At 38.0% G+C, this 12118-nt stretch carries 12 protein-coding genes and 1 riboswitch; of the genes, 1 reads left to right on the top strand and 11 read right to left on the bottom strand.

Going from position 1 to position 12118, the window contains the following annotated elements; translation table 11 throughout:
- Nucleotides 1-75: 75 nt before the first annotated feature.
- The 8 genes from AR334_RS00545 to AR334_RS28605 form a co-directional block, all read right to left on the bottom strand.
- Nucleotides 76-1017, bottom strand: coding sequence for an HD-GYP domain-containing protein (locus AR334_RS00545; protein ID WP_066303770.1), 942 nt, complete (start codon nt 1015-1017; stop codon nt 76-78).
- 171 nt (nt 1018-1188) lie between these two features.
- Nucleotides 1189-2247: a glycosyl hydrolase family 18 protein gene (locus AR334_RS00540; protein ID WP_253701138.1), complete on the bottom strand. Its 1059-nt coding sequence runs from the start codon at nt 2245-2247 to the stop codon at nt 1189-1191.
- Between the two features lie 114 nt (nt 2248-2361).
- Complete coding sequence (locus AR334_RS00535) at nt 2362-2994, bottom strand: bifunctional 2-polyprenyl-6-hydroxyphenol methylase/3-demethylubiquinol 3-O-methyltransferase UbiG (RefSeq protein ID WP_066303766.1); 633 nt, start codon at nt 2992-2994, stop codon at nt 2362-2364.
- Between the two features lie 556 nt (nt 2995-3550).
- Nucleotides 3551-4201, bottom strand: coding sequence for a FusB/FusC family EF-G-binding protein (locus AR334_RS00530; protein ID WP_066303764.1), 651 nt, complete (start codon nt 4199-4201; stop codon nt 3551-3553).
- A gap of 140 nt (nt 4202-4341) precedes the next feature.
- Nucleotides 4342-4611 (bottom strand): CD3324 family protein, encoded by a 270-nt coding sequence (locus AR334_RS00525; protein ID WP_066303763.1) that lies wholly within the window; start codon nt 4609-4611, stop codon nt 4342-4344.
- Between the two features lie 366 nt (nt 4612-4977).
- The gene (locus AR334_RS00520) at nt 4978-5208 is read right to left on the bottom strand and encodes a hypothetical protein (protein ID WP_066303762.1); all 231 of its coding nucleotides are present in this window, start codon (nt 5206-5208) and stop codon (nt 4978-4980) included.
- A 28-nt stretch (nt 5209-5236) separates the two neighbouring features.
- Nucleotides 5237-5320: riboswitch (cyclic di-GMP riboswitch) on the bottom strand.
- 234 nt (nt 5321-5554) lie between these two features.
- Nucleotides 5555-7441 carry a Xaa-Pro dipeptidyl-peptidase gene (locus AR334_RS00515; RefSeq protein ID WP_066303760.1) on the bottom strand — a complete coding sequence of 629 codons (1887 nt, stop codon included), beginning with the start codon at nt 7439-7441 and terminating at the stop codon, nt 5555-5557.
- 457 nt (nt 7442-7898) lie between these two features.
- A complete protein-coding gene (locus AR334_RS28605; RefSeq protein ID WP_082692711.1) occupies nt 7899-8678 on the bottom strand; it encodes a helix-turn-helix transcriptional regulator in 780 nt (259 codons plus the stop codon).
- A 375-nt stretch (nt 8679-9053) separates the two neighbouring features.
- Between AR334_RS28605 and AR334_RS00505 the strand changes: the two genes are divergently transcribed.
- The gene (locus AR334_RS00505; RefSeq protein ID WP_066303758.1) at nt 9054-9488 is read left to right on the top strand and encodes a PAS domain-containing protein; all 435 of its coding nucleotides are present in this window, start codon (nt 9054-9056) and stop codon (nt 9486-9488) included.
- Between the two features lie 126 nt (nt 9489-9614).
- Here the strand turns inward: AR334_RS00505 and AR334_RS00500 are convergent, their stop codons facing one another.
- The 3 genes from AR334_RS00500 to AR334_RS00490 are packed head-to-tail and all read right to left on the bottom strand — an operon-like array spanning nt 9615 to nt 12102.
- The gene (locus tag AR334_RS00500) at nt 9615-9812 is read right to left on the bottom strand and encodes a hypothetical protein (protein WP_172799133.1); all 198 of its coding nucleotides are present in this window, start codon (nt 9810-9812) and stop codon (nt 9615-9617) included.
- A gap of 26 nt (nt 9813-9838) precedes the next feature.
- Complete coding sequence (locus tag AR334_RS00495; RefSeq protein ID WP_066303754.1) at nt 9839-11014, bottom strand: Ger(x)C family spore germination protein; 1176 nt, start codon at nt 11012-11014, stop codon at nt 9839-9841.
- Nucleotides 11011-12102, bottom strand: a complete 1092-nt coding sequence (locus tag AR334_RS00490) for an endospore germination permease (RefSeq protein ID WP_066303752.1) — start codon at nt 12100-12102, stop codon at nt 11011-11013. Before AR334_RS00490 ends, AR334_RS00495 begins: the two co-directional genes overlap by 4 nt.
- Between the last annotated feature and the right edge of the window lie 16 nt (nt 12103-12118).

Here is a 12118-nt window from a genome sequence, read left to right as displayed (position 1 = left end):
AGGGGAAATTAACCACTAAATAAAGTGCCAGCCACCTTCCTTTTTTCCTGGAGGGTGGCTGGCACTTTATTCTTATTATCGTAAGGCTGCCCGTTTTGTGTGATCATACTCTATTAGGTGCTCCCCTTTTATGCCCTGTTCTTGAATTATTCTAAGGAACGCATCCACTACTTCAGGATCAAATTGTGTTCCTTTATTTCGGCGCATCTCATTAAGGGCAACAACCAAATCCGATTTATTTCTATAAACACGTTTGGACATCATCGCATCAAACGCATCAGCTACATCGACAATTCGAGCAGCCAATGGAATATCTGTGCCTTTTAATCCTTTTGGGTAACCTTTACCATCATATCTTTCGTGATGATATAAAACAATATCTAACATACCATTTTTCTTAAAACGTTCAACATGTTTGAGCATATCATAGCCAATGACTGGATGTGACTTAATTATGTTATATTCTTCTGAAGTTAATGGAGAAGGCTTGGTTAAGATGTTTTCAGGAATTCCAATCTTACCGATGTCGTGCAATAAGCCCCCTGTCTGAATGACATGGCACAGCTCTTTAGAAAGGTTCATCTTTTCAGCTATTTTAACAGCGTACCTGGAAACATTTTCAGAATGGTCAGAAGTATAAGTATCCCTAAAATCTAAGGCATTAATAAGCGACTTGGTTAAATCTAAGGCATCCTTTTTGACTTTCTGAACATAATACATCGCACCCGCTGAAATAAAGGAAATTAAAAAATAAGAAACTAAATGAATAATAAAACTCTCTTCTGCTAATGGCAATAGATTAAACCTGAAAATAACCACTAGAACCGTAAAAATCATCAAAAAAACAGGTTTATTATAAAAGCCAATCCCTAAAAAAATCACGGAAATAACAAACATGATAAAATTATCATTATGAGGAAAAACAATGCTAAGTAATAAACTTAATGATAATAGTATAAAAAAACCATAGCGAAAATACATATAATGCCCTATTTTCCCAACAAGTTTATCTAGCATATAGTTCTCCTTTATCTATAATATAGTAAATTTGGAATAAAACTTCCTATAAAAGATACCATATTATTTCTTGTAAAGGACCCTTTTCAAAATAGCAAATTTTTTCAGATTAGTTAACCCTTACAAAACCGAAGTTAATATAAGAATTATGCAGAAAAGGAGTAATCGAATTCACTTTTTCACTGTTATTTCCTCCGGTATGGTCTTCCAATACGTTGGGTCTTCCAAGCCTAGCCGCCAAATCCCGATTCCCCGTAAGTTATATTTTTCTACAAGGTCTAGCTTATGCTGCAGACTATCGCTATTTTCAAACCAAACCTGGTGACTGTGATTTTTTTCATCTACATAACTGAAATGAGGCGTTTGCGAACGGGTATCCCAATTCACCTTGGCTTTATATTTTGTTTTCAGGCCGATTAACTCTTCATAGGAGCTATACTTGGCTCCGCCAGCGGTTGTATCCCAGTCCCATCCATAACCAGCGATACCGAGCAATATTTTTGATGGTGGTACATCCTGTTTCAAAGCATAGCGAATCGTTGCTTCCGTCCAATCGACTGATGCTGAAGGCCCAGGTTTTGTTCTAGGATTATGTTCATCGTACGTCATAATCATTAATCCATCTGAATATTGACCAAGCTTTTCGTAATCAAACCATAGTGACCAGGGATTGGCACGGGCATCACCTGTGTTGGCCGGAACCGAAACAGTCACTATTTTTCCATCACGATGTAGGGTATCCGTTAATTTTTTAATCATCAGACTAAAAGAGTCACGGTCAGTCAAATTCAAATTTTCCATGTCAATATTGATTCCGTCATATTTAAATTGTTCTATTTCATTAAGTATGGTCTGAATGAAAACATCGCGGTTATGATTGTTGTCGAGTACATTACTTGCTACCTGCTTGCCCGTCTCCACGGTTTCATAAAATAGATTATGTACAACCATATATACCTTCAGTTGTTTTTGATGAGCATTCTGAATCACCTTTTTTTTATGTTCTGCTGTAACGGAGTCTATAAGACTGCCAGGACGTTTATCATCAAGCTTATACCAAAAAGGGGCAATGCTGCTTAAACTGGTGTATTGCGTGTCAACTGTAGGTTGGGAGCTAGGATACGTTCCTTCCTGTTCTGTATAAAACCCTAACACTTCACGAGGGGTTTTTTCCTTTTTGACTTCCTGTTTGCTTTTCCTTTCGCTTTCTGGCCGACTACAGGATGACATTAGTAATAATCCTATGCTTAAGGAAATGATAGTAAGTGATCGAAACCAATTTTTTGCCATACTACACCTTCTCTCAATTGCTATATTTCTTAAGTTGCTGAGAAGGGGTACAACTTATTCATTATGATCCTTTTTACACTTTATAATGAGAAAGTTTATGGATGGTTTATTTTTCATGTTCTTATTTGGCTCATCTATTTCTGAAACCTCTATTAGCCCATAATTCCCAAATTCCTGTTTGATGGAGTCTGTATCATAAAAAAACATTTTGACGCCGTCCGGTGTCTCAAAATAGTCTTGGTCCAACTGTTTGCCCTTGGCATACATTGGGGCTTTTTTTGACACAGTCGTAAAAATCATATATCCACCCGGCTTTAACTGATAATAGGAATCTTTGATGAACTTCTCCCGCTCGCTGCTATTCAATAAGTGAAGGAGTGCATGGCTAAAGATGCCGTCATAGAGTTTATCTTCAAAAGGCATGTCAGTTACGGAACCATGAAAAATAGGAATATCAATCCCATTTTGCCTCGCCAACTCAATCGCGGTTTTTGAAATTTCAATTCCTGTCACCTTTATTCCATTGTCTATAAAAACCTTAGCATTTCTCCCGTATCCAATCCCTGGTATCAGGATGTCCTTCGCGTTCTTCTCTAGGAAAAAGTCCTTTGCTATGATGGCTGAGTCTGTAGGTTGTATTCCCCACATCGTTTGTTTTTCGATAAAACTTGATTCCCAAAATTCCATTTTTTTCTCCTTAAGTTTAATCTAATGGATGCTATGTATCATTACACTTTCTCCAAAGGATTTTCTTAGTTTTGCCTCTATTAAAAATAGGCTCTGATATAGCTGAATGTTGATTAAGCTGTGTTTGAAAAATAAACGGAGAAATTCCGGTTAAACTGGGAAATATCCATATTTCCCTAAAAATAAGGGGAGTTTTTCCGCTTATCTTATCCAAATCTTTGAATTTTGCCTTATTTAGAGCATTTAACCGGAATTTCTCCGCTTATATCAGCTTCTTGTGCTTCCCCTATATACATTAACCGGAATTTCTCCGCTTATTAATTCTCATCCCTATACCAAAATCAACAATAAATAATAACAGATACTAAAAATAAAAAAACCGCCGCCTCAAAGGGCGAAATTTAAGGTCTGAAGCCGTGGCACAGGCTCAAGCGGCCATTGCTGCTTCCGGCGAGAAATTTGATTCAAATTTATTGTCTATGCCGGTTATGATGAATCCAGCGTATGTCAGGAACTTGATGGCTCCTTGAACCCGCCAGAACCGTCCCCGTGGTACTTACACCCCTAGTGAATCCTTTAGAAAAGTTGTTAAGTAGTCTACATCGGAAATTTTTTTATTGCATTCACTGCTATCTGCGCAAATAAGGTTGGCGATGGACCTGTAGTAATCTGGATTTTTTAATTTTTTTGTTTTGGTTACAGTAGAAACGTAGGCAACCTCACTAAAACTATGACAGAAGGAACAGAAATTCTTCTTACTAGTTGGGGTAAATTCACATTCAATACCGACCATTTTTCCTTCCAAATCATATACGATAAATTTTTTATTGGATCGTAAGTCATTCCAGCTTAAATAAGTCAACTGGTTATGATTAATATTTGATAAATCAGGCAGCTTTAATTTTTTTTGCTTCGGAAACATCTTTTTCAATTGCTGCTCGGTTATTTTTGGAAAGGGCAGCAGGTAGTCCATAAGATTCTGGATATATGTGTCATACTCTTTATCATTTTTTAGTTTGGAAATTTCCAAAATTCCCTGTTGCTCCAATGTTGCACCTGGAAAGAGGTCCAGGATTTTGGCATTCGCTAACTCGATTGTAGCAATCAAAACGTTTTGAGGTACGCTCTTATTGATGTTTTCCTTAATGAAATCTATTTGCTTTTTTATAAAATTTAATTGCTCATTTTTAATAAATTGTTCGGTCATCTTCATACTCCTATCTTGTTACTGCAGTCTTCATACCTTATATTATAAAAAAAAGGTAAAAATTTAATATGTAGAAAATGACTTAGAACTATTTTTTACATAAAAAAGCACTGATGAAGATATTCACCAGTGCCGTACTTCTATTTCTTATGCGAATATACAATTTTTTTGATTGTTTCAGGCGAAAGATAATATTCTTCGGCCAACTGCTGGATTTTGCTTCCGCTAATAAAAGAATTTCGAATAGCGGTATTTCGACTTTCCAGTATCCGTCTTCCTCCGCTGGAAGCACCCCATTTACGATATTCTGTTTCCTGTTTCGGAATATAAAGGGTTTCCCCTTGGATATACTTTTGAATTTCCAATATTAACTTCTCAGGTAAAACTTTGTTTGCATTCACGTACTTCAATTTCGCTCGCCCCTTATTTAAATTTTAAATAATAAGGTGCAAAGCCAAAATATTAGAAAAGCTTGTTTAGCGATAAAATTAATTGTTTCGCCCCATGCAAAGTATCGCCTTTCCAATTATAGGCTTTGCATGAGTGGAAGAAGTACCAGATAACCTAATGTGATTCTCCATCTGTAAGCACCCCCTTTAATCTACGATTATAACAAAATTAATCAAATATTTGAATTACCCGATGTATTTCGTGTTATTCATTCATTTTATTAGAGTTCTCAAGAAGTAAGCAACTTATATTAATCCCCCAGCTCCCTTAAAAAGGAAAGGCTGCCGATTAGCAGCCAGTCCTTTGGTTTTTTTATATGTACTTTTTTATTTCACAAAACTATAAGGACTGTTGCTTAATCGAAAAACGCTTTTTTTATAATCATACCATTCTAAAGCAGTTAAAAATAATCTTCTTTCCAATAATTCTTCTTCAAATAACCGTAAGTTTTTTTCATATTTTTCCAGAATGGCCGTAACATATAACTCTACTAAATTTTCATCACTAATTTCTTTAATATCAAAAAATTGTTCTTGTTTATAAGCTAGAGCTGACACAGATATACACTCCTAAAATATGTCTATTTTAGGCAACTCAGCCGTCATAGTATGTAACCTTAGACCTGGAGCTTTGCGTCCCAATCTTTCGAATGGTTTGCCTTTATCTATTAAATATATGTTTTTATAATAATATTACATACTTTGAATTTTTTGTAAACAGAATATAATCATAGATAAAATTTGTTTCCCCTTTTACTTGCAGATAAACTGTTTCTATTTGCGGTTTTAAGCAGATTATTTGCGCAATTGCGGTTTTTATATGCAGTTTTGACTATTTTATTTGCGGGGGACAAAAAACGGCCGCCAATTCCTGGAATCGGCGACCAGATTTGCGATGCTATTTTTAGAAATTAACTGCTTTTTTACCACCGACAATTGGTAAATTGATAAAGCTTTGGCCGAGGTCGACTTCAAATGTAGCGCCGGTTGTCGATGGAAGCGTTCGTTGACGGGAGCTGCCGGCGATGATGACACCGATGCGGTGGCCCTTCTTGAACACGTAGTCGTGCGGCAATGCGCCCCATTCAAATTTATAACTTCTTCCCGGGCTTAGTGGATCTGTTTTCTCGATTGACTTCCAGTTTTGTGGATCAAACCAGCCGCGTGTAACCATTTCGTATGGTGCAGTATAGGTGTTCTTCACGGTATCCCGATAACAAGCATCATCGGTATCCGAACTTTCTCCCCAGCACGATTCGGTTTGCAGCGTTCGGATTCCCTCGCCGCTTGCACGGTAATTGACTCTTGTATCCATACCGTAATCGACAATCATCACCGTAAGATTAGAATTTTCCTTATCCACGTTTGCCCGGAGCGATATTTCTGGCATCCCACTCATGTGGACGTCATCACTTAAAGGTTCTGACAGGAACACAAGCCGGTCGCTTCTGACCGTCATTTCATTTGTAACCATTTGTACTTCGGTTTGATTTGGGTTGTCCGTAAAGCTTTGGGTAAAGTTGCCTCTTACAGGACCAGTGGTCAGTACGCCAGGTGATGTTTCGTTTTCCCCTGGGGCAAGTCGGATTTTGAAATTTTTCGCATCCGGTGTTGGCCAGGCAGGCTGTGTTTCCCACACATCTGCTCCTCGTTCAATATCAACGGCCGGTTCGTTCATAATGCCATTGTCGATGCCCATCAGCCAGTAATCAAACCAGCGGTGCAGGGTATCAACCCATTCTGCTCTTCGGAAATCAAATGGATCAACGTGGCCCGTTTGTGTCAGCCAAAGCTTGCGTGGAACCTTTTCCTTATTTAACGCTTCCCACCAATCGTTAAAATGGTTCATTTTCACGTTTAAGTCATTCAAACCGTGGACGGCGAATACACTTGCTTTTACCTTTTTAATATCCTTCACATAGTTTCGCTCATCCCAGAAGGCATTGTAATCGCCAGTGGCATCGTCTGCTTGTTCGTTCAGACGGTCAAAGACAGGCTTACATTGTGCGATTCGTTTACTGTTGGCCACCCTGCTTGCCAGCCCGCCAGGTCCGTTATTATAGTAGGTTAGCCCAGCATAGCGATAGTAGTTATACCAATTGCTGATGGCGCCAATTGGAACAATCGTTTTTAACCCCTCTACGCCTGTTGCGGCGACACCATTTGCCAGCGTACCATCGTAGGATTTCCCGATCATCCCAACATTACCAGTTGTCCAATCGGCCTTGACTTCTTTATTATTTTTATCAACGGCTTTTGCCTTGCCGTTAAGCCAGTCAATGACAACTCTAGCACTCTCAATTTCTTCATATCCTCCGGTTGTCGGACAACCATCCGATTGGTTGGTACCCACCATATCCGGCAAGACGACTGCATAGCCCCTTGGGACAAAGTAGTTGTCATAATAAAGCGGAAACTTCTCATTGATTCCGTCTTTATCCTTATCCTTGACTTCACTTTCATTGCCTCGGCCCAAACTCTCGTAATAAGGGCTCGCGTCCATGATGACCGGAACCTTTAGATCCCCATTGGATTCCTTCGGGCGGATGATGTCGACGGCAATTTTATCGGGTACACCGTTTTCATCCGTGTCCAGGCTTGACTGGACAAAGACTGTTTCACGAATCGCATCCTTGTAGGAATACTTCGGTTCTGTCTTTAAGACTTTGAGATTAGATGGCGCATCATTCTTCTTTGTTGTCTCCGCATATGTATAGTTCATCGATGATAGAGTTAATGCAGCTGTCGTTAATAGTGTGGTCGCTACTGCAAAAAACTTTTTCTTTCTCATTTCATTCCTCCTCTCCTATTAAACTAATTGTAGGATGTGGACGATTTTACCAGTAGTGCAAAAATACCCATTTTTTCCCATAACTAAAATCCTAGTAATTTCTCTTTTTAACCTAGACACCTAGTTAATTCTAACTATTTTTAAAAATATGAATATTCAATATTCCACATTTAACTTCCTGGTGTTATGATGATTTTGAATGTGCATTTTAGAAGGTTGATAGATTGAAGCAGTTAAAGAGGCCATAAATACAATAAAAAAGGCTGCCAGATGACAGCTTCATAAAATATATAATTATCTAATGTAGTGGATTAGTTTCTGTTCAGTTTTTTACAATAATTTACTTTTCTAATTTGACATATACGGATGCGCTTTCAATTAAGATAATTTGTAAGGGGGAGTATTTTTTCAAGCGTGCTCCTTTCCTTTCCTTATAAATTGATAGGAAGGAAAATTTTTATAAGTCATCTTGAATGTAAAGTGAAGGTAATATTGTTGATGTTTTGTATAAAGGTGAATCTACAATCTCCTTATCCGTCATCAGGTATGGGTATTTTCTCATCAAATCAATATGGCTACTTGCTGTAAGCATAGAGCTGTTGTATGAGACTACAAACAGAGTAATCGTATTCAAACAGTCTTTATTTAAAATAGAAGCAAAACAGTTCGGATTTCCATGCACCCATACACATATATGTTTTCCATGCTCAGTATTTGATAAATCTAGGATATTAACAATATTCTCCAGTTTACTATGGCTAAATTCCTCTAGATTAATAAGCTTTACATAACATCTTTTGTTTTTATCAAAGATTTTATTGACATATTGATGAAGATTCTTCACGTTCTCTTTATTGTCAAATAAGAAACAATAACGACCATTTTCAACCCCTGTAAGTAAAAATTTTATCGCGTGTTGATAATATACATCTATATGATTAAAAAGGTAAAGGATCAGCCCTGTTCTCGTCTTAAATGTCTCAGGAATATTCTGATTTAGCACGCTTCCTTTATGTGAAGAATGTTCTTTATTTGCCTGATCAATATCATCTTGAAAAAATCTAATTGGATTAAAATCCAATACATCGGCAATACTCTTAGCTACTGCAAAACTCGGGCTACGTTTTCCACTTTCAATTTGTGCATAGTAAGCTCTGTTAATAAAAGTAACAGAGGATACATACTCTTGCGTCATCTTTTTTGATTTTCGAAGTTGGATTAACCATTCTCTTTTCATGATTCCTCCCACCCATTAGCATGAAAACATGAGAAAAATATTATATAGATAAAAACATTTTAAAAAATATCATATATTAATATAATCATATGTCATCGGGTAATCCTATGGTACATGTTTGAATTTTTTGATACTAATGGAATTAATTTTTTTGAAAAATATATCAATCACAAATCTGAATAATTGTTGCTAAATGCCACTATTCATTCTTAATAGTGTCTTCCATGAAATTGATAGGGTACAGCCCTTTTTCTAGTATAAACTTCTTAGTTTCAGTAAAAACGTGGCGGTTTGCTACATTTTTGCAACCCTAAAATATATTAAAATGTTTCCATACAGTTCAATTTAAAAAATATTAAAAAACGGGGTTTTAAAATGGGCATACAGAAAAGGACACTCGATTCACCGGATATGGATCGTAACCATACGATGGGTTTCATCCATATTGGTGTTTGGGATTATGATGTGATAGAGGATGAAGGGTTTTGGTCCGATAAAACATATGAAATATTTGGGATAGATAGAGGCCAAGTGCCTACATTGGAATTAGTATATAACCTAATCCATCCAGATGATCGTAATCGGTTTATCAATCAAGTTAATAAGGCTATTGAAGAAAAACGCAGCTTCCTTGACAATTGGAGAATTATAAAAAATAACAATATGGAACACATGATAACCGTGTACGCCAATGTCATCCTGGATGAAAATCAATACGTAGTTCGTTTAATTGGGTACGTTGTAGATGCATCCTTTCAAGAACAATTACTACAGCAAGCTTTTGAATTTGGGAACCCTTCGGATGTTTGATAAGGTACTAAATTATGTAAGCGCGTTCCCGTAAAAGTGGTAGATTCACTATTTTTCAAATAACCCGGTGTCATTCAACCAACAAAAGGCGATGCCTTTATTCAAACATCGCCCTTTTATAAGCCCCTACTCCATGATTCTGCCTAAAGGGCCAAAAATGTATTGAAGAAGCGTGATCGGTCCTGGTAATGTTTCTAGGTTAAAAAACGACATCAAGGCTGTCAAAGTCAGGATAACAGCAAATGTTAGCCTGTCAGCCTTAGAGGCCTTTTTCAGTCGTTTCCACTCGAATATTACGATGAGCCAAATTAAGACTTGCACCATCAATACTGTACTCCCATTCCATTGCATTATTCCCTTACCTCATCTCTTGGAAGCGCTGCCGGCGGGCCAATATAACCAGGTCTTCTCACCTTGGCATTCACGCTAATTTTGACCTCTACTTCCGGGAATTTTTCATCCCATCTGTGCCATACTTTCTTCCATTCCTTCGGGTATTTTTGATGAAATCTCCTTCCAAAATCCATCACATCTGTTTTCAATTCGTGTTGGAGCGTTTTGGTTGTTTCGGCTACTCGTTCCTTTAAGGCTGATTCGTATTCTTTTTTGACCTTCATCATGACAGCCTCATTCAATAGATTTACATGTGTTTCGTTCTGAACAATATCTCCTTCAATCTCCATGTTTAGATTCATGATCCAGCGATTTTCTATGATTTTTGGGGTATAGCTGATTCTTCCGAGCGTCGGTGTCATCGTAATTTCTCCGTCTTCCCCCTTCAGTTTAATCGAGATTGTGCTTCTTTTTACCTTGTCCTTTAACCACAATAAACCCCGTGTCTCTCTCATGTTTAACATTCCGACCATTTTATCTTTTTTAAAAACTGCCGTTCCCTCAATGACGGGAATCGTTTGATAGGATTTTCTTGTTTTTTCTTGTACCCCCAGCTTTTTTATATAAGGCATAGACACACTTTCGCTCTCCCCCATTAAGGCCATATCGACATCCCGTAAAGTAGTAATCGTTCCGTATTCATCCTGTGTTAATTTTCTTAAGGCCTCCCCAGAATATCGTTCTAAAGGTGGCACTAATGTCAAGGCTTCCTTTGCTTCCCCAGCACTTACAAATAGTAATGATTTTTCTCTGGGACGTGGATGGCGAGCCAAAAAGTCTACTTCATCGCGTATGCCTTGTTTAGCGAGCTCGTGTCCAAAAATAAATATTTTACATTGGCCCCAAAACAATCTTCTCGGGACATTGATTTGAAGCTTTGAAATCGCATTGGCAAGATTATCTCCTGTTCCTTCTCGGACAAAAGTGGGAGCTAAGCTTGGATTCTCTCCTGTTTCACCGCTTGTAATGGCACGAGGGATGAAGAGCTGAACGGAGATTCTCGTTTCACCATTGTCTAAACGGTCGATCGCTGCCGCAGTAATAATGGCGAGATCTGGCAATTCTACCCGGTCCCAGCAGCCGGAAAGGATCGGGAAACATAGGCACATAACGAAAAGAAGGTTTTTCTTCAACCGCTCTCGCTCCTTTTCCTGCGGGCTAAGGCAATCAGTAGTAAAAATAGTGGTAGAACCGTCTGAACAATGACGAAATAAAAAGGCTGGATTTTTGTCATATAGTTTACTAAAACGACAATATTAGGGATATCCCAATAACTAAATAAAATGATAAGAAGACATAAAGGAAACACAATCAGGCGATAGTCTGAAAGCCTGAATAGTTGGGCAAGGCCTAAGCTGCACACATATAAAAAAACGGTTACTTTCACAAAATTCCCCAGAACCCAGAAAGCCGTAATAATCACTTCAAAGTTCTCGAAAAATCCCATTACAGAAATCGCCCGAATGATCGTGTAGACAGGATAAAATTGATTGACACTTGAAACGCCTAAAAAGGTGAGTACAAAAAAATTAGCATATGAGAGAATAATCATGACGTAAAGGGACGATTTCATTCCGGACTTTAGACCGTTTTTTTGATTATGGATAAAAGGAAACAGGAAGGCTAAAAGAAAAAATTCACTGTACCATGGTGAATGCACAAATCCTCCCTTTATTATGGGGACCACCCCATTTTCTAGAAAGGGAAGCAAATAGGTAACATCGATATCCTTGATTAATAAAAGGAGAGAGACGGCTCCACTCAGGTATATTGTCGTGCAAATAACGGCGGATCTGGCAATCCCTTCAATCCCGCCCCTCACCGCTACTGCGCTGACAAACATGATAGTGATGGAAAACACCACGCCAGGAGTCTCGAACATCACATTACCAGTGATGAAATCAGAATACTGTCTAATGACTACCCCTGAATTATAAATATAAAAGGAAACGAGAAACAGACTAAATAGCTTTCCGGCTGTTTTCCCAAGGATATTTTCACTATATTGGATGGGGGTCAGCTTCGGAAACAATTGATGGAGCTTCCAAGCGATGTATACCGTTATAAAACCAATGATAGAGCCTACAATTGGCGTCATCCACATGTCATGCCGCGCTATCCTCCCAGCAATGGATGGGATGGAGAGCACAGCTGTAGCAATAATGGTCGTAACCATGATAAATTCCATTTGCAGGGCCGATATTTTTCCCTTTTCCAGCACGTTCCTTTTACCCCCA

It is taken from the genome of Bacillus sp. FJAT-29814 (assembly GCF_001510715.1).
In the GTDB taxonomy this organism is placed as follows: domain Bacteria; phylum Bacillota; class Bacilli; order Bacillales; family Cytobacillaceae; genus Neobacillus.
Note: the sequence above shows the minus strand (reverse complement) of the source record. Positions and strands in the feature narration are given on the sequence as shown.

What these genes read in the sequence shown, in the direction of transcription:
- AR334_RS00515 (WP_066303760.1), bottom strand. Translation starts at nt 7,441, where the DNA reads ATGAGAAAGAAAAAGTTTTTTGCAGTAGCGACCACACTATTAACGACA.
- AR334_RS00535 (WP_066303766.1), bottom strand. Translation starts at nt 2,994, where the DNA reads ATGGAATTTTGGGAATCAAGTTTTATCGAAAAACAAACGATGTGGGGA.
- AR334_RS00540 (WP_253701138.1), bottom strand. Translation starts at nt 2,247, where the DNA reads ATGTCATCCTGTAGTCGGCCAGAAAGCGAAAGGAAAAGCAAACAGGAA.
- AR334_RS00530 (WP_066303764.1), bottom strand. Translation starts at nt 4,201, where the DNA reads ATGACCGAACAATTTATTAAAAATGAGCAATTAAATTTTATAAAAAAG.
- AR334_RS00545 (WP_066303770.1), bottom strand. Translation starts at nt 1,017, where the DNA reads ATGCTAGATAAACTTGTTGGGAAAATAGGGCATTATATGTATTTTCGC.
- AR334_RS28605 (WP_082692711.1), bottom strand. Translation starts at nt 8,678, where the DNA reads ATGAAAAGAGAATGGTTAATCCAACTTCGAAAATCAAAAAAGATGACG.
- AR334_RS00500 (WP_172799133.1), bottom strand. Translation starts at nt 9,812, where the DNA reads ATGGTGCAAGTCTTAATTTGGCTCATCGTAATATTCGAGTGGAAACGA.
- AR334_RS00505 (WP_066303758.1), top strand. Translation starts at nt 9,054, where the DNA reads ATGGGCATACAGAAAAGGACACTCGATTCACCGGATATGGATCGTAAC.